The 24,813-nt window shown below is 34.4% G+C and carries 19 protein-coding genes and 1 riboswitch; of the genes, 10 read left to right on the top strand and 9 right to left on the bottom strand.

The annotated features are described in order from the left end of the window. Positions 1 to 45: 45 nt before the first annotated feature. The 5 genes from MODO_RS11890 to MODO_RS11870 form a co-directional block, all read right to left on the bottom strand. Positions 46 to 810, bottom strand: a complete 765-nt coding sequence (locus MODO_RS11890; RefSeq protein WP_006258650.1) for a glycosyltransferase family 2 protein — start codon at positions 808 to 810, stop codon at positions 46 to 48. Positions 811 to 865: 55 nt separating this feature from the next. Next, a complete protein-coding gene (locus MODO_RS11885; RefSeq protein WP_006258649.1) occupies positions 866 to 1,609 on the bottom strand; it encodes a glycosyltransferase family 2 protein in 744 nt (247 codons plus the stop codon). Between the two features lie 50 nt (positions 1,610 to 1,659). After that, positions 1,660 to 3,528: an LTA synthase family protein gene (locus MODO_RS11880; protein WP_006258648.1), complete on the bottom strand. Its 1,869-nt coding sequence runs from the start codon at positions 3,526 to 3,528 to the stop codon at positions 1,660 to 1,662. A gap of 78 nt (positions 3,529 to 3,606) precedes the next feature. Then, positions 3,607 to 4,422: a 2,3,4,5-tetrahydropyridine-2,6-dicarboxylate N-succinyltransferase gene (locus tag MODO_RS11875; protein ID WP_006258647.1), complete on the bottom strand. Its 816-nt coding sequence runs from the start codon at positions 4,420 to 4,422 to the stop codon at positions 3,607 to 3,609. A 31-nt stretch (positions 4,423 to 4,453) separates the two neighbouring features. Continuing rightward, the gene (locus MODO_RS11870; protein WP_006258646.1) at positions 4,454 to 5,293 is read right to left on the bottom strand and encodes an NAD(P)-dependent oxidoreductase; all 840 of its coding nucleotides are present in this window, start codon (positions 5,291 to 5,293) and stop codon (positions 4,454 to 4,456) included. 197 nt (positions 5,294 to 5,490) lie between these two features. Between MODO_RS11870 and MODO_RS11865 the strand changes: the two genes are divergently transcribed. The 4 genes from MODO_RS11865 to MODO_RS11850 all read left to right on the top strand — a co-directional run bounded on the left by MODO_RS11865 (position 5,491) and on the right by MODO_RS11850 (position 13,108). After that, entirely contained in the window at positions 5,491 to 6,354 is an 864-nt protein-coding gene (locus MODO_RS11865) for a helix-turn-helix domain-containing protein (protein ID WP_006258645.1), read from the top strand. A gap of 997 nt (positions 6,355 to 7,351) precedes the next feature. Next, positions 7,352 to 8,473 carry an efflux RND transporter periplasmic adaptor subunit gene (locus tag MODO_RS11860; RefSeq protein WP_006258644.1) on the top strand — a complete coding sequence of 374 codons (1,122 nt, stop codon included), beginning with the start codon at positions 7,352 to 7,354 and terminating at the stop codon, positions 8,471 to 8,473. Between the two features lie 14 nt (positions 8,474 to 8,487). Beyond that, entirely contained in the window at positions 8,488 to 11,622 is a 3,135-nt protein-coding gene (locus MODO_RS11855) for an efflux RND transporter permease subunit (RefSeq protein ID WP_006258643.1), read from the top strand. A 94-nt stretch (positions 11,623 to 11,716) separates the two neighbouring features. Next, positions 11,717 to 13,108, top strand: a complete 1,392-nt coding sequence (locus MODO_RS11850; protein WP_006258642.1) for a TolC family protein — start codon at positions 11,717 to 11,719, stop codon at positions 13,106 to 13,108. 276 nt (positions 13,109 to 13,384) lie between these two features. On the opposite strand, the gene MODO_RS11845 is transcribed toward MODO_RS11850, so the two are convergent. Then, the gene (locus MODO_RS11845) at positions 13,385 to 13,846 is read right to left on the bottom strand and encodes an Lrp/AsnC family transcriptional regulator (protein WP_006258641.1); all 462 of its coding nucleotides are present in this window, start codon (positions 13,844 to 13,846) and stop codon (positions 13,385 to 13,387) included. Between the two features lie 161 nt (positions 13,847 to 14,007). Next, a riboswitch (cobalamin riboswitch) is annotated at positions 14,008 to 14,195 on the top strand. Positions 14,196 to 14,373: 178 nt separating this feature from the next. Between MODO_RS11845 and metE the strand changes: the two genes are divergently transcribed. After that, positions 14,374 to 16,683: a 5-methyltetrahydropteroyltriglutamate--homocysteine S-methyltransferase gene (metE, locus tag MODO_RS11840; protein WP_006258640.1), complete on the top strand. Its 2,310-nt coding sequence runs from the start codon at positions 14,374 to 14,376 to the stop codon at positions 16,681 to 16,683. A gap of 49 nt (positions 16,684 to 16,732) precedes the next feature. Here metE and MODO_RS11835 read toward each other — a convergent pair whose 3' ends face one another. Together MODO_RS11835 and MODO_RS11830 are read right to left on the bottom strand one after the other, a co-directional pair. After that, entirely contained in the window at positions 16,733 to 17,344 is a 612-nt protein-coding gene (locus tag MODO_RS11835; RefSeq protein ID WP_016648903.1) for a hypothetical protein, read from the bottom strand. 122 nt (positions 17,345 to 17,466) lie between these two features. Further along, a complete protein-coding gene (locus MODO_RS11830) occupies positions 17,467 to 18,300 on the bottom strand; it encodes a helix-turn-helix domain-containing protein (protein ID WP_006258638.1) in 834 nt (277 codons plus the stop codon). A gap of 79 nt (positions 18,301 to 18,379) precedes the next feature. Here MODO_RS11830 and MODO_RS11825 point away from each other — a divergent pair, with 79 nt between their 5' ends. The 5 genes from MODO_RS11825 (at position 18,380) to MODO_RS11805 (ending at position 23,740) form a co-directional block, all read left to right on the top strand. After that, positions 18,380 to 19,330 (top strand): NADP-dependent oxidoreductase, encoded by a 951-nt coding sequence (locus MODO_RS11825; RefSeq protein ID WP_006258637.1) that lies wholly within the window; start codon positions 18,380 to 18,382, stop codon positions 19,328 to 19,330. A 210-nt stretch (positions 19,331 to 19,540) separates the two neighbouring features. After that, positions 19,541 to 22,096: a WG repeat-containing protein gene (locus MODO_RS11820; protein ID WP_059051038.1), complete on the top strand. Its 2,556-nt coding sequence runs from the start codon at positions 19,541 to 19,543 to the stop codon at positions 22,094 to 22,096. Positions 22,097 to 22,345: 249 nt separating this feature from the next. After that, positions 22,346 to 22,768, top strand: a complete 423-nt coding sequence (locus MODO_RS11815) for a CBS domain-containing protein (RefSeq protein ID WP_006258635.1) — start codon at positions 22,346 to 22,348, stop codon at positions 22,766 to 22,768. Between the two features lie 352 nt (positions 22,769 to 23,120). Beyond that, positions 23,121 to 23,321 carry a hypothetical protein gene (locus tag MODO_RS11810; RefSeq protein WP_029988608.1) on the top strand — a complete coding sequence of 67 codons (201 nt, stop codon included), beginning with the start codon at positions 23,121 to 23,123 and terminating at the stop codon, positions 23,319 to 23,321. 218 nt (positions 23,322 to 23,539) lie between these two features. Then, positions 23,540 to 23,740 (top strand): hypothetical protein, encoded by a 201-nt coding sequence (locus MODO_RS11805; RefSeq protein WP_006258632.1) that lies wholly within the window; start codon positions 23,540 to 23,542, stop codon positions 23,738 to 23,740. Positions 23,741 to 23,807: 67 nt separating this feature from the next. On the opposite strand, the gene MODO_RS11800 is transcribed toward MODO_RS11805, so the two are convergent. Then, entirely contained in the window at positions 23,808 to 24,734 is a 927-nt protein-coding gene (locus MODO_RS11800; protein ID WP_006258631.1) for a bestrophin family protein, read from the bottom strand. Positions 24,735 to 24,813 lie beyond the last annotated feature (79 nt).

The following is a 24,813-nucleotide window of genomic DNA, read 5'->3' as shown; positions in this document are numbered from 1 at the left end:
ATTTTAACAAAGAAAGATTATAGACAACTCTATAATCTTTCTTTGTTATGATTTGATATCATTTCTTAACATCCATAGTTTTACATATCTAAGGAAGGTTGCGTAACTGTTTAAAACAGATAATATTAATCCTGGTACACCATCTCTAAATCCTTGTTGAATAAAATAGTGTTTTAAGAATCTAAACGCTGGTTTAAGAATAAAATGATATAGAGTTAATTTACCTGTTCGTTTATTATAATCCTCTGCTTGTAGAGTTGCATATTGATTAAGTTTTTGAATATGAATGTCAAATCCTCTATATGTATTATGATATAGTTTATTTTTTAAAAAGCCTATAGTGCCATCTACGACTAAGTTCTCATGAACATAGTTTTTATATGAACATTTGTGCTTATTAAATAGACGGATAACTTTGTCTTTCTGATATCCAGAATAATGTATAAGTTGATTAAAGAAGTAGTTCGATCTATATACCCAATAAGCTTCGTGATTATTTATGTTATCGTTATTTATTAGGACTTGTATCTCTTGTTTAAGGTCTTCTGTTAATTGTTCATCTGCATCTAATAATAATATCCAATCATTTTTAGCATGAGGTATAGCATAATTCTTTTGATTCGAGAAGTTGTCAAATTTGCGTTGTATAACTTTTGCCCCTAAGCCTTCAGCAATGCTTACAGTATTATCTTGACTATAAGAATCTATAACTATAATTTCACTTACAATGTCTTTAGCAGATAAAATACACTGTTTAATCTTGTCTTCTTCATTTTTAGTCGGGATTAAAAGAGTCAATTTATTGATCATTGTAATAATTTAAATGATGAATGTATTTAGTAATAGTAACAGAATAAAAGCTGCTTTATTGCTTATGCAAGTTAATTAATTTAGTATATTTCATAAAAGAAAAGAAAGATTGAATTAGAGCAAATGCAAGACCATCTATTCCATTAAAAATTCCTTTTTTAAAGAAATAACATCTAATGAAGGCTACAATACCGTTTAAAATAGGTTTAAACGAAGAAACTTTTTTGCCTTCATCAAAAAGTTGTTGAGCAGCCCAAGTAGAGTATTGATTTTTTTTGTCTATAACTTGTTTATAAGAGCTCCATCCATAGTGTAAAATATGGACGTTGATGCTCTTTTCATTTGTTGCTATAATATGTTGGTGAGCCATATGATCTGAAGGATAGGCTGTTTTTTTATTAAAAAAGCGAATCTTTGAATCAGGATACCACCCAGAGAAGTTAATTAACTTATTTCCTAAAAAGTTTTTGACTCTGAATTTATAAGCATCATAAGTATTATTCTCATAAGATTTTTTCGAAATGAAAGTTAATGCATCTTGATCCAAAAATTCATCAGCATCTAAGTTCATAATCCAATCGTTTTTACAATATTGTAATCCATAAGTTCGTTGGGGACCGTCGCCTAGGTATGCTTGAGAATAAACTTTAGCTCCTTTATTTTTAGCTATTTCCACTGTTTTATCTGTACTATTTGAATCTATAATGATTACTTCTTCACAATATTGAAATAATGAATCTAAACATTTTCCAATGTTTTTTTCTTCGTTAAATGTTATTACAAGTCCACTAATTGCCATGATTTATTTGTTCTCTAAAGATAATTGTTAAATGTAAGGTTATTATAATATTATTTCACAGTCAATTGATTGTTTTTGACTCTAGAATTAAAGGACTGTATATAGGCTTTGATGAATTTTTCCATCTCTTCTCTTTTTACTGTCTCTGTATTCATCAGGTTTTGCTTTAGTAGAGGATCTTTTTTCCAGTTGTATAGACCTAAGGTTTTCTTCCCGTCAAAAGCTAAGTAATAATCTCCTTTTTCATAGTTATAGATATTATCTAAGTAGTTTACTACAAAGTCTTGATCAGATTTATAAGATTTACCATAAGTAATAATCTTAGTATTAATCTGTAGATAGTCCAGTAAACTTGGTAGGATATCGATCTGTTGGAAGTTCTTCTCTACTTTTTCAGTTGTTATACTTGGGTCATTAGGAGCAAAGAACAAGATAGGAATACGGAATTTACCTACATTCGTTTTCCATTCATCTTCTATAGGTTCTGCACAGGTATGGTCTGCAGTAATAATAAAAATAGTATTGTTATACCACTCTTTATTTTTTGCAGTTTCGAAGAACTTTTTAAGAGAATAATCAGCATAGGCGATTGATTCGTGGATGTCTGCTTCTCCTTTAGGGAATTTACCTTTATACTTCTCAGGGATAGTATATGGGTTATGTGACGAAATTGTGAATAGAGTAGTAAAAAAAGGTTTCTTGAATCGGTCTAATTGTTTGATATAGAACTGTAAAAACTCTTCATCAAATACACCCCAAGTTCCGTCAAATGCATCAGGGCCTTCGTATTCATTCTTTCCATAATATTCATCAAAACCTGCTACATTAGCATATTGATCGAAGTTTTGACTACCGTTGAACGCACCGTGGAAGAACGCAGTGTGATATCCATTTTCTTTTAATATTTTAGGTAGTGTATATACGTCGTTTAATGCATAGCTAGACGAAATAAATGTTCTATTCATTAAGCTAGGAATACTAGAGATAGACGATGGTACAGCATCGATAGATACTTTACCATTAGCGAATGCATTTTCGAAGAAATGACTATTCTGCGCTAGCGAATCCATAAATGGAGTCAATCCTCTATGCATCGTTTCTCTACCGAAACTTTCAACGATTAACAAGACAACATTCTTTTTATTAATACTGTCATATTTGAACTCTTGTACAGGATTAAATACCTGGTCTAGTTCAGCTTCAGTATAGAAGTTTACCTCTTCTAAGTTTTCGTTTCTTCCCATTGTTTTTAATACAGAGAATGGAGTGTTTAAGACTAGAGCTGTATTTTTTAATCCTCCATATTGAGATGCATCTACTAGACGAATAGGTTTGCGTTGTAATCCCCCACGACCTAATACTAGCATGATTCCTATTACTAATACCATCACGACAGTATCTTTAATATTGAATTTACTGCTTTTGATTTTGTAATCTATCTTTCTGTATATCAACCAGAATATTACGAAGGATAAGAACATATAGACTGGTATCCACCAGTAGTCTACAATGAAATTCTTTAATAATCCTGGTAATTCTTGTTCCATACCAGAGGCAGTGATAAAGGCATAAGAACTACGTCTACTGATAAATCTAAAGTATTCGTAGTCTACAAAGTTTAGACATAGTATGAATATATTCACTAAGTAGAAACTGTAAAATAAGAACTGTTGATATCCTTTGTTATTTTGAAATTTACCAGGGAATAAGTGTAATAAGGCGAATGCCATATTAATAAATCCTAGTGCCGCTAAGTCAAATCGAACACCCCCAAGAAATATATTTAAATCCCAAGGATCTAATAAGTGTGAATTGTAAAAATAGAAACCTACTCTACATACTTGATAAAAGAAGAAGATTAAAAGAAATCTTTTAAAGAATAGGATACAATTTTGAGAAAATAATTTACTCATAATCAATAATAAAAACTTTTTTTAATAAATAAAAACAGAGCACAAAAGTACTCTGTTTTATGATAGTAATGGTATATTTAGTATTTATACAGCTACATTATATTCTCTTAAAGCATCGTTTAGAGATGTTTTAAGATCTGTAGATGGTTTTCTCTGTCCGATGATTAACGCACAAGGTACTTGGAACTCACCAGCAGGGAATTGTTTTGTATACGAACCAGGTATCACTACAGAGCGCTCCGGTACATATCCTTTTATTTCTTTAGGAGTATCTCCTGTTACATCTATAATTTTAGTAGACGCTGTTAGTACTACATTAGCACCTAATACAGCTTCTTTCCCTACGCGAACACCTTCTACTACGATACAACGCGATCCGATGAATGCATTGTCCTCAATAATAACAGGCGCAGCCTGTAGAGGTTCTAGTACTCCTCCGATACCTACACCACCTGATAAGTGAACATGTTTACCTATCTGAGCACAAGATCCAACAGTAGCCCATGTATCTACCATCGTTCCTTCATCTACATAAGCACCTATATTCACATAAGAAGGCATAAGGATAACACCTGATGAGATATAAGCTCCATGACGAGCCACAGCATTAGGTACTACTCTGATTCCCTTCTCAGCATAATTCTTCTTTAGAGGCATTTTATCGTGGTATTCGAAGATACCAGCTTCTAAAGTTTCCATCTTTTGAATAGGGAAGTATAGCACTACTGCCTTCTTTACCCATTCATTGATTTGCCATTCTGTTCCCTTAGGTTCAGCTACACGCAATTTACCACTGTCAATCAGCTCTATAACTTCACGAATAGTATTTTGAGTGTTTTGATCTTGTAATAGTGAGCGGTCGTCCCACGCCTTTTCGATTACTTCTTGTAAGTGCGTCATCTGTATTAGATTGAGGTTTGTTAATATATAATTATTGAATGGCTTTGATTACCGCCATTAAGTCTTGTTCGGCTAATCCTTGTTCACTAGCCTTTGCATACGCTTGTTCAGCAGCTTGTGTCAGTGCAGTATTCCATCCTGCATCTTGTGCTAGGCGAATGTCCTTTAGCATAAACTTTAGTGGAAATGCAGCAGGATAGTTATCATCTAGGATAGCAGGGGTCTTTATCTTACTCATACCAGAGCCACATGCACTATTATTTACGATAGCAGTCATCATCTCTCTATTTATTCCATTCTGTTCTGCGAATAGTACAGTCTCTGCTAGTCCTTGTACTACTACAGACATATAGTAGTTAATTGCTAGTTTAGCTTTGCTACCACTACCTGCCGTTCCTAAGTAATAATGGCTTTTACCCATTACTTCAAAAAGAGGTTCGCAAGTCAAGTGATCTTCTAGATCACCACCTACTAAGAATAAGAGTGTACCATCTATCGCAGGTTTTACACTTCCTGATACAGGAGCATCTAGATAGAAAGCCTCTTTCTCTTGTACTTGTTGATATAGTTTTTCAGCTAATGTAGGCGATATTGTACTACTGTTAACGAATGTTTTTCCCTTTAGATCCGTAGTGAGAATTTGTTCGAAAGTACTTACTACTATTTTATCATCAGGCAGTGTTAGAAAGATAATATCTGTCTTAGCGATAAAGTCTGTAAGATCTTCTATAGGAGTAGCCCCTTCAGCGATAAGTGGAGAAGTTTTAGCACTGTCTCTTCTATAGAAGTTTAGTTTATAACCTGCCTTTAAAAGATTGTGCGCCATAGGGGTTCCCATATTTCCTAATCCTATCCATCCTATTTTTTTCATATCTTTTATTTTTTGTGTTGAGGTTATTTTAATGATAAAGCAAATATAACGATATTTTTTTTTGAGAGTCGTTTCTCATGCTATGGAGTTACAGATTTTATACAAATAAATGTAGTGAGGCAATGAGGTACAAGAAGTATCAAAAAACGAAATTATTCTAAATAACTTTCTATTTTTGCCTATCAGCTAGACTAGAAATGAAGAATATTAAATGGGAAACCTTAGATCGCTTAAAGAATAGTTTCAAAGAATTAGAGACTCAGGAGCACTATATCTATATGCCATTTATTAATCTAGCATACTATCCGGCAGAGCCATATCGGTCTAATTATTATGGAATAGGGCTTTTAGAGGAAGGAGAGATTACCTTCTATATCGATCTTACAGAGTATACTATCAAGGGACCTGCCATTATTTTTGCAGATACTACATCAATTAAGAGATGGGACAAGACTCGTCGTACTTATGAGATGATGACAATCTTATTCTCAGAAGATTTCTTACAAGATAAGTTAGTAGAGAATAATGTACTCGCTTCTTTTTCGGATTTATCTAGTCTAGGAGGTTGTGTTACACAGTTAGATTCTAAGGAGTTTGAGAGTTTTAAAACCATGTTTAAGGTCATAGATCTCTATCATAATTCAACCAACTCTTTTCATACAGAGGTCATCAGAGGAGTAATCTACAGTATGATTAACGAAGTAGCGTATCTGTATGAGAAATATGGTAATGTGACCAAAAGTTTACATAAACTAGCTCTCAAGTTTAGAGAGGCGGTAGGTAAGCACTGTAAAGAACACAGAAGTGTACAGTACTACGCTGACTATCTCCATGTACATCCTAAATATCTAAGTCAAGTAATCTCATCAGAAACGGGACTGACTGCTAGTGAGTGGATCCAAAATCAAGTAGTCTTAGAAGCTAAAATCTTACTACAAGACCAAAACCTCTCTATAGGAATCATCGCAGAGATACTTCACTTCAGCGATCAGAGCACCTTTGGCAAATACTTTAAAAAGTATAGCAGTATTAGTCCTAGTGCTTATCGTCACAGTTTATAAGAGGAATTACTTATAAGAGCGTTATCATCTTTTTATTGATAATAGTATTACTTTTTTATAGCGTATCCCATTCTTGTTATAAGAGATAAGAATGCATTGCCAATTAATAGAAGTCCATTGCCTTCTTTTCTCTAGTTCTCCATTTTGTTAACCTATTTATTGAATATTGTGAATGATCATTAAGTGATTCATAATTGAGCACTGTGTTTTTCTCCAAACGAAATGATTGGAAAATAATGGGAGAATAAAAGAAGCATCCCTCGACAAAGACCATCTTAGCTCCATCATTTTCGAGGTATTCTCCATGTATTGTCGAAGGAATTAGGATGAATGCTAGATTATATAAGGGATGGTAGGGGATAGTACTTCATTGAATAAAAAACGAAATAGATAGTAATGTGTTGATTACTATATTGTTGGTTGTTTTTGCTGTTTAAAAAAAGTGAATCTCTTTTTTACTATTTATGGCTAGAATTAGCCTAATAGAGTGCTTTTTAGAAAAAATAGAGCTTAAAAAAGTGTTTTATTGCTATAAATAGGTAGTAATAAGTAGATGATTTTAAAAAAGTGTTTCCCATTTTTTAAGAACTATAAATAGAAGGGATAAGTGGCTGAAACTTACTTATTGGCTAAAATTAACTTATTTAGAACGATTATAGTTAAATGTTTGAAATCCGACATTTTGAACATCTATACCGTGTTATAGTGCTTGTGTGCTAGTGCTCATTGATGGAATTTTGCCTCATGTTAATAGTAGCCTAATGGCTGTGTATTATATTCTTTTATAAGCTAGGGCATAGTGCGGTAGGGAAGAGAAATAATGTGTTTTGTACTTAAGGGAGATACTTCTTGATTTCTATAATCTTACCTTTTGACTAAAAAATCTACTTTTTACCCCTTTACCTCATTTTGTTTAGATAATACATTTGCTACATGTTTAAATAGAAATAGTGCTACTACTTAACGCAATAGTTCAATCAATAATAAATAGTTAAAGATGAAAAAAACATCTACTTTTTTAGGTCTTACTACAATCGCCTTATTATGGGCATGTCAAGATAAAAAGCAAGAAGGAGAATGGGGAGGAGACAGTCAAGTCGAGCAGTATCCTGTACTTTCAATAAAAGCGGAGCAAGCTAATTTATTTACAGATTATCCAGTGGTGTTACAAGGGATAAAAGATGTAGAATTGCGTCCAAAAATTGATGGTTTCGTTGAGGCAATCTATGTGGATGAAGGGCAAACAGTCAAAAAAGGGCAACCCTTATTCAAAATCTACGCTCCACAATATCACGAAGAGAGTGTGGCAGCGGTGGCTTCGATAAAAAATGCAGAGGCAGAGTTAAACAACGCTCGTATGCATGTAGCTAAAGCTAAACCACTAGTGAGTGAAGGTATTATCAGTAACTATGAGTTAGAGTCTGCAGAGTATGCATTAAGAAGTAAAGAAGCACAACTAGCACAAGCTAAAGCTAACTTAAATAGTGCACAGGCTAATGTGGGATATACTCAGGTGGTAGCTCCCTTTGATGGAGTTATAGGATTAATCCCTTATAAAGTGGGAGCACTGGTAAGTAGCGCTTCACCAGAGCCTCTAACTACAGTATCTGAGATAGGAAGTATCAATGCTTATTTCTCTATGAATGAAAAAGAGTTTATCGACTTTATGCAAAAAGGAGGAGAACAAACTCTAGAACAGAGACTCGCGAGTATGCCTGAAGTATCTCTTTTATTAGCGAATGGAAGTGAATACAATCAGAAAGGGAAAATAAATACAGTGAGTGGACAAGTAGACCCTCGTACTGGAAGTGTGAACTTTAGAGCTGTGTTTACTAATCCACAGGGAATATTGAGAAGTGGAAATAGTGCTACCATTCGTGTACACGAGAGTGTAAGCGAAGCTATTCTAGTTCCTCAGAAGGCGACTTTTGAAGTGCAAGGGAAGCGTTTTATTTATGTGGCTAATGCAGAGGGTGTAGTGACTAGCACAGAAATTTCGGTTATGGAGAAGGTGCCTTCGAGTCAATACTTCGTAGTGACAAGTGGGTTAAAACCTGGAGACAAAATCGTAAGTGCAGATATAGGAGGACTACGTGAAGGAATGAAGATTAAAATGTAATAGAGAATAGCATTATGTTGAAAAGATTTATAGAAAACCCAGTGTTATCTACCGTGATATCTATCATTATAGTAATACTAGGGTTGTTAGGACTATTCTCATTACCTATCACACAGTATCCTGAGATAGCACCGCCTACAGTACAGGTGACTGCTAACTACCAAGGGGCAAATGCTGAGGCGGTAATGAAGAGTGTAATTATTCCATTAGAAGAACAGATTAATGGAGTAGAGAATATGGCGTATATGAACTCAAAGGCGAGTAATGATGGTTCGGCTGTTATTACCATTACTTTTACACAAGGAGCAGATGCTGACATGGCAGCTGTGAACGTGCAGAACCGTGTGAGCCAAGCCATGAGTCAATTGCCAGAAGAGGTAATAAAACAAGGGGTGACTACAACCAAGAGATTGAGTAGTGAGATATTCAGTTTCTTAATGTATAGCTCTGATAGTAGATATGATCAGGCATTCTTAGAGAACTATGCTCGTATCAATATTCTGCCTAAGATCAAGCGTATCAATGGAGTAGGGGATGCCTCTATCTATGGAGGGCGTGAGTACAGTATGCGTATCTGGTTAAAGCCAAATGCAATGGCTTCTTACGGACTTACACCAAGTGATATCGTACAAGCGTTACAAGAGCAAAACGTAGAGGCAGCACCAGGTAAGGTAGGAGAGAATAGCAGACAGAGTTTTCAGTATGCTTTAAAATACACAGGTCGATTAGAAACGCCAGAAGAGTTCGGAGATATTATTATCCGTTCTAATGGTACAGGTAAGATATTGCGTCTAAGTGATGTGGCAGAGATAGACTTAGGAGCCTACTCGTATGCGATGACCATGACTGCTTATAAACAGCACGGTACTTATATCGCGGTAAATCAGGTGGCAGGGTCTAATGCCCATGAGATTATTAAGCAATGTGAAGAATTATTAAAAGAAGCAGAAAAAGACTTGCCTGCGGGGGCGAAATTCGAAGTATATGCGAATTCTAATGATTTCTTATTAGCCTCTATTGATAAATTGATAGCGACTTTAATAGAAGCATTTGTATTAGTGTTCATAGTAGTATTAGTGTTCTTACAGGATTGGCGTTCTACTTTGATACCAGCTATAGCGGTACCAGTAGCTATCGTAGGTACGTTCTTTTTCTTGAATCTATTTGGCTTCTCTATTAACTTGTTGACTCTTTTTGCTCTAGTACTGTCCATCGGTATTGTGGTGGACGATGCCATCATCGTAGTAGAGGCAGTACATGCCAAACTATATGAAGGAGCAGAGACAGCGAAGAAGGCTACAGTGAGTGCCATGAGTGAGTTGACTACTGCTATTATTTCGATTACGTTAGTGATGTCAGCTGTATTCGTACCCGTTACATTTATCGAAGGATCTGTAGGGGTGTTTTATAAAGAATTTGGTATCACATTAGCTGTCGCTATTTTGATTTCGGCTATTAATGCCTTGACACTGAGTCCTGCGCTATGTGCTATTATGTTGAAACCTGAGTCAGGTATACACGAGGAGAAAAGAGGTTTTGTCAATAGATTTAAATCTGCTTTTAATAGTTCATTTGACAGAATGACTAATCGCTATGTAGGTGTATTGGGCTTCTTGAATAAGAATAAATGGTTGTCGTTAGGAAGTATCGTTGTATTTGGTGCCTTGTTTGTATTCTTAACGAAAACGACACCAACGGGATTTGTTCCTAATGAGGATAGTGCTTCTATCTATGGTAATATTATCTTAGCTCCTTCTACTTCTCTTGAAGAGACTGAGCGTATCTCTAACGAGATAGATAGTATCGCGATGAGTATACCTGAGGTAAAGTTCACTTCACGACTAGCAGGTATGGACTTCTTCAGTGGGAATGGTAGTTCGTATGCTGTAGAGTTCATTAAGTTAAAACACTGGAAAGATCGCCCAAATCCAGAACAAAATATTCACAGTGTAGTAGGACAGTTATTTGCTAAGACAGCGCATATTAAGGATGCTAATGTGGTATTCTTTGCAGCACCTACACTACAAGGATTTGGTAACAGTTCAGGATTCGAAGTACAGTTACAAGATAAGACTGGTGGAGATTATAAGAAGTTTGAAGAAATAATAGGAGGATTCTTAGGAGCGTTAAATCAACGTCCTGAGATTATGTATGCCACTTCGTCTTTTAATACGAACTTCCCACAGTATGAAGTGTCTGTCAATGTAGCAAAAGCAAAAGAGGCAGGGGTAGGGGTAACAGAGATTCTGACTACACTACAAGGGTATTTAGGAGGTATTTATGCAACGAACTTTAACCGCTTCGGTAAGCAGTATAAGGTGATGATACAAGCAGATCCTAATTTCCGTGAGAATAAAGAGGCTATCGATAAACTATATGTGAAGAATGAGCAAGGAGTAATGTCTCCTATCACAGCCTTCATTGATCTGAAGAAAGTGTACAGTCCAGAGTTCTTGACGCGCTTTAATTTGTTTAACTCAGCTTTCGTGAATGGTAGCCCTAATCCAGGTTTTAGTTCTGGAGATGCTATACGTGCGATAGAAGAAGTAGCAGCACAGACTTTACCACAAGGGTATGGTTTTGAGTATTCAGGATTGTCTAGAGAAGAGAGCGGTAGTGGTAATCAGACTGTTATTATTTTTGTGCTGTCTATCTTATTCGTTTACTTCTTATTAAGTGCTCAGTTTAAGAGTTATATACTTCCATTGGCAGTGTTGTTCTCTTTACCGATAGGATTAGCAGGAGCTTTTATCTTCGCTAAGCTATTCGGAATAGAAAATAATATATTCTTACAGATTAGTTTGATTATGTTGATTGGTTTATTAGCGAAGAATGCTATTCTGATTGTAGAGTTTGCGCTACAGAGACGACAGTCAGGTCAGACTATTGCAGCGGCTGCTATAGAAGGAGCGCGTATTCGTCTAAGACCTATTCTGATGACTTCGTTTGCTTTCATATTTGGATTATTACCACTGATGATGGCGACAGGAGCAGGAGCATTGAGTAATAAATCAATTGGTACAGCTGCGGTAGGAGGAATGTTGATTGGTACGCTGATCGGGGTATTAGTTATTCCTTCATTATTTGTTGTGTTCCAGGCGTTACAAGAGAAAATAAGTGGAGCTCCTGTATTAGAAGAACAAGAGTAAGTGTAATTATAAAGTGAGAAATGTATAAGTGTATCTAAGGGTGCACTTATACGTTACACAATGACTTAAGTCAATGCGATAAATCAGAAGAATCATGAAATGGACATATAAAATATATATAGGTGCTCTGGCTATGGGGATGTTGGCCTCATGCCAATCCACACAGAGTTATCAGCACTTAGATATTGCTGCAAAAGAGCTTTATCGAAATACCCAAGAAGGGGACACATTAAGTATAGGCATGATGCCTTGGCAAACTTTGTTTAAAGATGCAAAGCTACAAGAGCTAATAACAGAAGGAATAGAAAATAACTTAGACCTAAAGATAGGGATAGAAAGGCTACATGCTTCAGAGGCGTTATTAAAACAATCTAAAGCTGCGTTCTTACCTGACTTAAGTATAGGTGGAGGAGTGAAAAGATCAAGATTATCTTATCCTCAGGGGTTTGGTTTTGTAAAGAATGCGACACAGTATGATGTATTCGCTAATACTTCTTGGGAGATAGATGTATGGGGAAAATTAGCGAGTAGTAAGCGTGCTGCTTACTATAGAATGCTTCAGTCTGATGCAGGACAAAAGGCTGTGCAGACTCAGATAGTCGCTCAGATAGCAGATTATTATTACCAATTATTGGCGTTAGATCAACAACAAACTATTATCGAAAAGACGATAGTGAATAGAAAAGTAGATGTTGAAACAATGCAAAAGTTGAAGGAGTCAAGTGTAGTAACAGGTGCGGCTGTGGTACAGAGTGAAGCTAACTACTATGACGCTGAGGCTACACTACCTGGTGTGAAACGCCAAATCAGAGAAGTAGAAAATGCATTGAATGTTCTATTAGGGAAACCTGTAGGTACAATAGATAGAGCTAACTTAACTGTACAAGAACTACCAATAGAACCAAGTATAGGGATACCTGCACATCTATTAAAGAATAGGCCTGATGTGATGGCAGCTGAGTATGAGTTGGCAGCGTATTTTGAAGATGTGAATGCGGCTAAGAGAGCATTCTACCCTTCATTAAATATCACAGGAGGAGCGGGATTCTCTAGTTATGAGTTTAAAGATTGGTTTACTTCTACAGGATTGTTTGCTAATATAGCAGGGGGCTTATTACAGCCTATCTTTAATAAAAGACAAAACAAAACGAGGTTAGAGATAGCGAAAGCGAGTTATCAAGAGAAAGCGTACAACTTTCAAAAAACTATGTTAGTAGCAGGGCAAGAGGTCTCTGATGCACTATATGCTTATGAGATGGCAGGAGAGCAACTGACTATGAGACAACAACAAGTGGATAAGTTAGCCTTAGCTGTTGATTATACAAAGAAGTTATTAGTGTATCATTCATCAACGAATTATACAGATGTATTGACTTCAGAACAAGCACACCTTTATGCACAATTAGCACATAGTAATGATCAGCTATTAGAATGGCAAGCCATTATTAAGCTTTATAAAGCATTAGGAGGAGGTTGGAGAGAATAATTTTTTCCATTTATATATAGAGTAATGAAAGTGATACTATAGGGAGAACAATCTTTATAGTAGATTATTAATTACTTGACTCAATCTGTTCGTCGGCATTTTACTTTTAGATAGTTAATCATCGTGCTAATTTGGAAACTATTTATAAAACTGGATTATGTCAATAGATTGAGTCTTTCTAGACAAATAATCTTTGTCGATTTTTTACTACTTTTTAATTGAGAGAGCCACATCGTGAGATGTGGCTTTTTTGTTTTAATTGATTTCTTTTAATATTTAAAAAGAAATGTTGTGAGTGTTCTTAATTTCTCTCATCACAAAAGAACTATGTGTACTTCCTATACTATCTACCATGGCTAATTTATTAAATACAAAGTCTTGGTAATGCTTCATATCATTAGCATATACTTTTAGGATAAAGTCAAAATCTCCTGATATATTATAACATTCAACAACTTCATCTATAAGCATAATATCTTCAACAAACTTGTTATTGATAAGGCGCTCATGTTGTTTAAGTTTAATATTACAGAATACAATAAAGCCTTTATTTAGCTTTTCAGCATCTATTAAAGCGATATATTTCTTTATAAAGCCTTCTTTTTCTAGTCGTTTTATTCTTTCAAAAACTGGAGTAGCAGATAGGTTTACTTGTTGAGCAATCTCTTTTGTAGTCAGATTAGAGTTGTCACATAGTATTCGAAGTAGTTTTAAATCTGTCTCGTCTAGGTTATGCATTAGAATAATATTTTGTTTTAGTGGTACCAAATGTAGTGATAATAGAATTAAAATCTGTTTAAATTATTATTATGGTTATTTGTTCTTAATTGTTGAATATGTAATGTGTTTATATTCTTCAATTGTATCTTTGTTTAGAATTAATGAATTGTTCTTAAAATACTTCATCAGGCGAAAATAGGTTTTACTTAACTGTAGATTAAAAGGGAATCGTGTGAGAATCACGAACTGTCGCGCAACTGTAAGTAACATTGAATATACTAGTCATATTATGCTCACTGATATAAAATCGGGAAGGGCGATTAGTGTAGTTATAAGTCAGGAGACCTGCCATTTTTGAATTGACAATGCTTTCGCGGTAAAGAGCTATAGTCAGGTTTGATGCTATGATGTGCTGTTTCTATGTTATATAGAAGTAGTATTGTATAGCTATTCCTTATCTATTAGAGTTTCCCCACTACCGCGTAATGCATTAGGAAGAGAGAACTTTTTAAGTGATTAATTAACCATTTTAAAAAGTTGTGAAAATGCAAACACAAGTATTAGGCTATCCGCGTATTGGTGGCCAAAGAGAGCTGAAAAAAGCAAATGAACAGTATTGGGCTGAGAAAATTGAAAGAGAAGAGTTAGAGCAGGTTGCGCAAGCTATTCGTCATCAAAATTGGCAATTACAAAAGACAGCAGGTATTACATTAATTCCTTCTAATGACTTTTCATTTTATGATCAGGTATTGGATTGGAGTTTAACCTTAGGAGCTATTCCTAAAAGGTATCAGCCTCTCCGTACAAATGAAGGTCTGTCTTTACTAGATTTATACTTCGCGATGGCTAGAGGGTATCAAAAAGGTGGATTTGATATTACTGCTATGGAAATGACAAAATGGTTTGATACTAACTATCACTATATCGTACCGGAGTTTTATAAAGGACAGCAGTTTGAATTAACTTCACTAAAGGTAGTAGAGGAATATAAAGAAGCAAAGAAGATTGGTATAGAGACTAAGCCCGTTATCTTAAGTCTTGTTTCTTATTTGCTATTAGGTAAGGCAAAAGAACAAGATTTCAATGTATTAAGCTTAGTAGATAGTTTGTTACCTGTATATCTTGAAATAATAAAACGTCTGACAGATGAAGGAGTTCAATACATTCAAATTGATGAACCTTTTCTAGTGCTTGACTTGACAGAAGAACAGAAAAAAGCAATCACATCGTTTTACAATATTATACAATCTTCTTTTCCAGATCTTAAGGTAATTGTAGCTACTTACTTTGGAGGATTAGAAGATAATGCTTCGTTGGCATTGGCATTACCAGTAGAAGTATTGCATATTGATCTAGTTCGCAATGAAGAACAATTAGAGGAGATACTTAATAAGGTTCCTGCTAGTTTAAAATTGTCACTTGGTGTAGTGGATGGTCGTAATATTTGGAAGAACGATTATGAACAATCATTAACATTGATAGATAAAGCTATTGAACGAAGAGGGAAAGAGAAAATCATCATAGCGACATCGTGTTCATTACTTCACAGCCCTATTGATTTAGAAGGAGAAGTGAAATTAACAACAGAAATCAAGCAATGGCTCGCTTTTGCTAAACAAAAGGTTCAGGAAGTAGTAGACTTAGCTAAGTTAGCGAGTGTTGTAGATAGAGAGGGTATATTGGTTTATCAAGAGAATAAAATAGCTCAACACGATAAACGTACATCTACGCTTATACATCATGAAGCAGTAAAAAGACGCGTACAAGGAATTACAGAGCAAGATGCACAAAGAAAAGCTCCGTTTAGTACGAGACAACCCTTACAACATAAAGCATTAGACCTGCCTTTATTTCCAACGACAACAATAGGTTCGTTCCCACAGACGAAAGAAGTAAGACAGTGGAGAGCTAAGTTTAAAAAGGGAGAGCTTACAGCACAGCAGTATGAAGATTTATTAAAACAAGAGACGGCTAGAGCTATACAATGGCAAGAAGAAATCGGTCTAGATGTATTAGTACATGGAGAATTTGAACGCAATGATATGGTGGAGTACTTCGGAGAACAATTAGAAGGATTTACATTTACTCAGAATGGTTGGGTACAGAGTTATGGAAGTAGATGTGTGAAACCTCCTGTTATTTATGGAGATGTGTATCGCAGTAAGCCATTAACGGTATTCTGGTCTGCTTATGCACAATCATTGACTAAGCAAAAGGTAAAAGGAATGTTGACAGGTCCAGTGACGATATTACAGTGGTCCTTTGTACGAAATGATATTCCTAGGTCTGAGACCTGTACTCAAATAGCTTTAGCAATTAGAGATGAAGTAGTAGATTTAGAAAGTGCTAATATTGAAATCATCCAGATTGATGAACCTGCAATAAGAGAAGGCTTACCATTGCGTAAAGCAGCCTGGGATAGTTATTTGGATTGGGCTGTTAGAGCATTTAGAATTTCTGCTTCAGGAGTGAAGAATGAGACACAGATTCATACTCATATGTGTTATTCTGAGTTTAACGATATTATACAGCATATTGCAGCTATGGATGCAGATGTGATTACGATAGAGTGTTCTCGTTCACAGATGGATTTATTAGATGCTTTTGCAGCATTTAAATACCCAAATGAGATTGGACCAGGAGTATATGATATTCACTCTCCACGTGTACCTACAGAAGAAGAAATGTTGTATCTAATTAAAAAGGCAGAAAACTATATACCAACAAAACAATTATGGGTAAACCCTGACTGTGGATTAAAAACGCGTCATTGGGAAGAGACTGAAAAAGCGCTTATAGCGATGGTGAATGTCTCTAAAAAACTGAGAGAAGAAAGTTTAGTAGAAGCTATTTAATAGAATAAGGCTCTTGTTGATCAACAAGAGCCTTATTCTATTATTTTAGTTAGAAAGATAGACGAATGATTCTATCTAATTTATCCTTGTCTATATGAGGAGAGAATTCATTGTATAATTCATGCTTAAGTAGTGATACGATAGCAAAGAAATCTGAAGTAAGCGTTAAGTAGTATTGTTCTACTTTTTCTATTGATTGGTTTTCTGCTATTTTGATCTGATGACTTTCAGTCATTAGATTACCTACGTGAACTAAGATTTTATCAAAAGTCTCTGCTGAGGTATGCATTTGAAGAAAACCAAACTCAAAGATCAGATCGTGTAGGTTATTCACTTCTTTCTCTATTTTCTTACCTGTAGATAAGTGTGGACTAAGTGATTCTCGTTGTAAGATCGTGTTTAGCTGAGTCAAGAATTGAAAGAAAACTTCTTGTTTCTTTTCAAATACTAATAAGTGACGTTCTCTAGACTCTTCACTTTTAGTTTGTCCTTGTAATAAGAGAACAGTAATAATAGCTGTAATTACAACTCCTAATAATGTACCAAAGAACTGACCAGGAAGAGAAGCTAGCTCAAATATTTCAAAAGTTATGGCTACGATAAAGAAGATAATTGTACTTGTGATAATACCTACTCTTGGCCAATTGATTTTGTTTTTCATAAAGTCTTTTTTAAAAAAGCGTTGTAATGGTTTGATGAATAATAGCATAGCCTTTTTTAAGAGATAGAAAAAGGAAAAGCTTATTCAGAATGAAATTACAACTATTTCTGATATAAAAAAGATTATCTTTTTTGATGTGTCTTTCTATAAGCCGACATACTCATACTTTCATGTTTCTTAAAGAATTTGTTAGCATGACTCTCATCTGTAAACGTAAATTCAGAAGCTATCTCACCTATTCTAAGATCGCTAAATAATAGACGTTGCTTAATAAGTTTTAGTCGATAAGTAGTGATGTACTGCTGCATAGTTTCTCCGCATTGATTAAAAAAATAATTACCTATATAAGACGGTGCTAGACCAAATTCTTGTCCTATAACCTGTGCTGTTAATCGTTTGAGGTCATAGATGTTCTGTTGTATGTAACTTATGATGTCTAATACCTTTTGTTCTTTAGTGGTTAAGTTTTCAGGAATATAGTTCATTAGATTACGCGTAGCTATAATCATAATAGCATTGATATACTGACGTTGTAAATCGCAATTACAGGTTTTAGTATTTTGGATACTGAGTATAAGGCATTCTACTATTTTGTGAATGATATGTTTGTCTTCCTCATCTGTTATAATAGAAGTAGGTAGATGCGTAGCATAGTACAGCACGCATTCTAAGTGATTAATATTAGCAGCATTGTATTGCTTGATGTATTCATCATTCACGCGAATAACGACAAACTCTGATTGAGCTGTTAGGTCAAAAGAGTGTTTGTCTTCTGGAGTGATTAGATATAGGTCACCCATAGTTATTTTGCTTTTATTGCCATTTACAGTGTGTGTTCCTTCTCCTGAAATCACAAATACAAACTCAAAAAAATTGAATTGTCTGTTCTGTAGAGGACAAGAATCTACCTTCTCATAAAAGACCTCAAAGGGTTGATATATATTTTCTCTTGCCATGTATATACTGTTATTTGATTAAAATGTACCTGTATGATGGTGTTTAATCAGTTTATTTTTGTGTAAAAGTAATAATTATATGAAAGCAATTGTGTTAAATGAATTTGGAGGAGTAGAGAATCTTCAAATCAGAGAGGTAGAGATGCCTTTTATAAATAAAGATGAAGTATTAGTAAAAGTGAAAGCACTTAGTATTAATCCAGTGGATGCTTTGACTAGAGCTGGTACAGTAGGGATGTCTAAAGTAGTAGAGCAGTTTACTCCTATTATTTTAGGATGGGACTTTTCAGGTGTAATAGAAGCAATAGGAGATCACGTACAAGAGTTTAAAGTAGACGATGCTGTTTTTGGTATGGTAAACTTTCCAGGGCACGGCAGGGCTTATGCAGAATATATTGCTGTGCCCGTTAATCAGATCGCTTTAAAACCTAGTAATATTACTTATGAAGAAGCAGCTGCGTCTACCTTAGCAGCTTTGACTGCATGGCAGGCTTTTGATAGTTATGGTAAACTAAGACCTAATGATAAGGTACTAATACATGCCGCATCTGGAGGAGTAGGGCATTATGCAGTGCAGATTGCTAAGCATTTAGGGGCTTATGTGATAGGAACATCTTCATTGAAGAATAAAGACTTTGTTTTAAACTTAGGAGCTGATGAGTATATTGATTATAGAAGTGTGAAGTTTGAGGAAGTAGTGTCAGATATAGATTTTGTCTTAGAGGCAGTAGGTGGAGACAATTTTCAGAAATCAGTAAAGGTACTTAAGCAGTTCGGTACTCTTGTAGCTTTGCCATCAGGATATACAAAGAAAGATGAAGCATTGTTTAATGAAAAACAGTTACACGGAAGTTGTTTTATGAGTGTGTATTCGAGTGGAAGAGATATGAAAATCATAGCTGATCTCTTAGAAAAAGGTATTGTAAAAGCTCATATTAGTCGTGTTTTTGACTTTGAAGACATGGATAAAGCACATTTATATATAGAAAGTGGGAATACTGTAGGAAAGGTAGTTGTGTGTATTTCTTAAAATAAATATAATAATCAAACATAAAAGATGGTATAAATATAAAGTATATCATCTTTTTTTGTTTTTATATGTTTTGTTATTTAGTGTTTTGTGTGGTTATATTGTTGTTTTTTAAGTGTAATAATTAAATAATGTTAATTTTTTATATATTTGGATTGATGAATTTGTTTGATTCTCCTTGTTAACTATTCAAATAATCGTTAAACGTTTATGAAAAAAATAACCTTACTTATATTAATTGGCTTCTTGTCATTTTCTTGTAGCAATGATGACAATAACAAGAATGATAAACCTAAAGAAGAGAAACCAGATTATCAACCTAAAATACTAATCCCTTTTGAAGAGCGTGGTTTATGGGGGTTCAGAGACCCACAGGCTAATGTTGTGGTAGTGGTACCTCAGTATGAAGCTGTAAAAGATTTTGACCAACATAAAATAGCTAGAGTAAAAAAGAGTAAGCTTTGGGGAATAATAGATATGCTGGGCAAACCTGTAATAGCTCCTACTTATAACGATATTAAAGATTTTAGTATACAGGGATATGCGACTGTAGTGAGATTAGAAAAAAGTGGAGTGATTAATACTAAGGGAGAAGAGAAGATAGAACCTTTGTATGATGAGATTACAGGCTACTATGATAAGCAGTATGTAAAGGTGATGATAGAGCAGAAGTATGGTATTATAGACAAGGATTGGAAATTAGCAATCAAACCTTCTTATACTAAGATTCGCGATTTTGGAACAGAAGGAGTGAATGCAGATCACATCATCGTAGAGCAGAATACAAAGAGAGGATTGATTAATAAGAATTGGAAAGTATTAGCGAATGCTAAGTATGACAGTATTACCAAATTTGATACTAGAGGTATAGCGATGTTAATCGACTCGTTAAAGATGGGGATGATTAACACGGAAGGAAAGATTCTAGAGCCTAAGTACGATGAGATTAAAGAGTCTAATGATGAGGTAGAAGTTACTTATAAAGTAGTTTTAAAAGAGAAATGGGGGCTGTTAAATAAAGATTGGAAAGAAATTATAGCACCTCGTTTTGAGGCAGACTTTAAGATATTTGAGTTTGATAAATCAGGTTATGCCAGATTACATGTAGGGGAGAAGTGGGGATTCATTGATAAGAATCACAAGGTAATCTTAGAGCCTATATATGATGAGATCACAGAATTCGACGAACAAGGTTTTGCACGTATTAAAGTAGGAGAGAAGTGGGGAGTGATTAACAGAGAGTTTAAGGTATTATTAGCTCCAGAATATGATAATATAACCGTGTTTAACGCTGAGGGCTTTGCGCGTGTCAATCAGAATGGTAAATGGGGAGTGATTAATAAACAATGGAAAGTAGTGCTACCTGTGATGTATGATAATATCGGAACTTTACTACCTTATGATATGACAATCTTAACACTAGACAGTAAACTAGGGTTAGCGAATAAGAATTGGGAAGTTGTATTACCTGTGGACTATAAGGATATCAATGTGACAGAAGACCAAGGTACTGTGAGAATCTACAATGATATACCAGGTATAGAAAGAGCTGTAGGGTTATTCCATCTAAAAACGTATAAACGTTTAGAACCAACCTATGAGCGAATAGATAATTATAACTCTTTTGGATATGCATTAGTACCGAAGAATGAGATATCTAAGAATCTTATAGATAAAAACTTCGAAGAGCGATTAGATACTTATTATACAGAGATATATCCATTTAATGAAGCTGGAGTGTTTAAAGTACTTAAGGCTCCTTATTTAGGCATATTTGACTCTAGAATGAATATGTTGGTAGAACCGACTAAATATACAGATATAGAAGAGTTCGCAGAGGATAATCATGCAGTAGTGTCTTTTGGCAATAAGAGCGGGTTAATTAATAGACAGTGGAAAGAAGTTCTAGCTGTAGAATATGATGAGGTATCTACGCCAGACAAAGAGAGTAATAGAAAGCTTACTATCCACACTTCTTCAGTGACAATGTATAATGTTTTTAATCAGAACGGAAAGATCTTAGAGGATAACTATAAAGAGATAAAGTTTGACTATGCAAACAAAGTCATTTTGTTAAAAGGGATGAATGATTTACATGGTTTTGCATCTGTTAATCTTGTACATATCACTTCTCCTGTTTATGAGAACGAGCTAGACTTCACCAATGCTCTAGTAGCTAGGATGAAACAGAATGGGGTATGGGGACTGATTAATAAACAGGGCATCATTGTTATAAACCCGATGTACGATCGTATCAGTGAGTTTAATAATGAAGGATATGCCTATTTAGTAAAAGGAGGTTTATACGGATTTGTGAATCATGTAGGGCTTACGACTGTGCATGCCAAATATGAAATACCAGATTATGCTTTGACAAAAGACAAGTTAGCAAAGGTGAGAGCGAATGGACTATTGACTATTGTTAATTATGAGAATGGGATAGAGTTATTTAAACCAGGTCAGTATACAGATGTAGATAACTTATTTAAAGGCTACGCTACATATTTAGAGAAAGGTAAGTGGGGCATAGCGGATAAGTTACAAAAGGTAGTATCAGTAGCGAAATATGATAAGGTAGAGCGCTTCACTAAAGATAATACAGCGCGAATTAGGCTGAATAACTATGTAGGATTTATGAATGATAAAGGGGTAATCGTATTAGAACCGACTACATACAGTCATATAGGAGAGTTTAAAGATGGTAAAACTACTGCGATAAAGAATGGAGTAGCAGTAGTTATTGATATAAATGGAAAGGAAATATAGGTTTGTATAAAAAGCACTTTTGTAGAGATACAGAAGTGCTTTTTTATGGTAAAGAAGGCAGGATATAAGCTATAAAGAATGAAAATGAAGATATTCCTTTTTAAATAATGAAGATATTGTCTAATTACTTGAAAAATAGAATTAATCCATTGGCAGTTAATTTGTTATATTCCTATAAGTATCGTAAATTTAAAGTAATAAAAAGGTGACCTTTTTATATGTGTATTGTCTAACTAAAATCTGATTGTTATGAAACAAAAGGTTCCAGTTGAAGAGATTATGACTAAAGAGCTCATCACTCTTACTTTATCCGATAGTTTATATGATGCAGAGAGATTGTTTAAAAAACATAAAATAAGACACATCCCTATCGTTAAGGGGGATAAATTAATAGGAGTGCTAAGTTATTCTGATTTGATTAAAATCAGTTATGTCGATGTGGTCGAGGATGAGTCAGAAGACATGCCTTCTGTAGTCTATGACTTATATTCTATAGAACAACTAATGGCTAAAGTAGTGGTAAGTGCCTTACCTACAGCAACAGTAAAAGAGGTAACAGAAATACTGTCAAAGCAGAGCTATCACTCTATACCGATAGTTGATCAGCTAGGACATTTAAAAGGAATAGTGACTACTACGGATTTATTGAAGTACTTCTTAAAACAGTATTAGTGTCATAAAGATAAGATAGGTGTGACTCTATCAGGATAATATAAAGCAGGATAAATCGGTCGAAAAGAATTTATCTTAATATCTAAATGAACTTTATTCATCATTAGTTATGAATAGAGTTCATTTTTTTATACCCCCAATTTGTTTGGAAATACACATTTTGTGAATTTATAGGGTAACATGATGTTTTTATATAATACTTACAGATGTTTGTTGATACTATTTTATATATTAAGATATAAAAGTTTATTTAATGTATAAATGCTTAAAATAATAATAAAATGTTATTTATTTTTGTGTTTTAATACGGTAAGTGCTAATTTAGCTCATGTGTTACAATAGTATTACAAATATGAAAAGAAGAACAATGTTTGATTTTGCCAAAACGATATTAGAGAATGTAAGTTTTGATCCAAAGTTATTTTATAAGGAATTGCAAAAAGCAATTCAGAATTTATTACCATACGATTTAGATCAGTTAAAACAGTGGGTTAGCGGTTATGTTCAGGAAAAACCAGAACTACATCAATCCTTAGAATTACTGAACGCATAAGATAAAAGCACTTCCATAGGAGATGCTTTTTTTATAAGATCAACTCATTGCAGAAAATGAAATTATTGAAATATTTATTTAATAAAATTCAGTCAATTTATTCAAATTATGAGAATCAGATATTAATTGCTAAAATTGTATTAAAGTCTGAGGGAAAAACGGGAAATACTTTTCAAAATGACTATGTTTACTATGTAGTAAGATAAAAAATTACAGATATGAAAACACGTTTAATGTTTGATTTCGCAAAAACTATACTTGAGAATGTAAGTTTTGATCCAAAGTTATTTTACAAAGAACTTCATAAAGCTATTAATCAATTATTGCCTTATGATGTAGATCGCTTAACGAAATGGGTGAATGGTTATGTTCTAGAAAAACCAGAACTTCAAGAATCTTTAAATTTAATTAACGCTTAATTATAACTAAAAAGCACTTCATTCGAAGTGCTTTTTTTATGAGCGTTAGTGATGTACTTTCGATACATTATGTAACGATATAGTTCTTATCAGGTGTCATCAGCTCTGGTAGAGGCATTTCCGATATTTCACTTAGAGAATAAGCTATATTAGCACACATCTGATCTAGAGCAAGGTCGTTTTCTTCTTCTCCGAATGGCTCTGCTATCTCTGCTACTACAGCGTCTAGTGCGATAAAGGTATACGCTACGAAGGTCACAAAGAAGGGCATAGTCCAGACAATAAGATCAATTAATCCAAACGGAAGTATAAAGCAGTACACATAGACTGTCCTGTGTAGAATAACAAAGTATACAAACGGAATTTTAGTATGTACGATACGTTCACATGCACCTAATACTATGGATAGTTCATCGATATTCTTGTCTATCCTAGCTTGTGTGATAGTATCTAGTCTACCTGCACGCTGCTGTGTAGCTATCCATTTCGTTAATTCATTAAGAATATACGCAGGTTTAAATTTCTTAGTCAGCATTTCTTGATATACCTCTTCTTTCAGGTACTGACGTATCTCTTCATAGTCTGTCTTTTCTCTCAGTTGTTTATTTAAGAGATAGCAGAAAGCAATAATAAGTTTGATCCCCTCTTGTTTTTCCTTTTTAGAGAACGAAGGGCTTTCGTCTATATAGTTTTGAATCTGAAAAGCAAGCGATCTAGAGTGTATCACTAGGCTTCCCCATTGTTTCCTTCCTTCCCAGAAGCGATCATAAGCCGCATTATTACAAAATCCTAAGAATATCGCTAGCGAAATACCTACTAAGGCAAACGCTCCTACATTAAGTGGGATTATTACATCAGGGAATAGGTAATGAGCAAAATAGACAATCCAAGAGAATATAAAGATAGCCAGTAGCGTTGGAAATATTTTTTTAAGGACAGACCCCTTCCATATAAAAAGCATTTGTATGATATGCTTTTTGTGTCTTACTATCATATTGTTGAGTTTTGATATAAGAGCAAAGTTAGTTTGGGATTCAGTCTTAGACAAATAATCCTTGTGAAATTAATAAAAG

Origin of the sequence: Myroides odoratimimus, assembly GCF_001485415.1 — a bacterium.
Classification (GTDB): Bacteria; Bacteroidota; Bacteroidia; order Flavobacteriales; family Flavobacteriaceae; genus Flavobacterium; species Flavobacterium odoratimimum.
The sequence above is the reverse complement of the archived record's forward strand: the minus strand, read 5'-3'. Positions and strand labels throughout refer to the sequence as shown.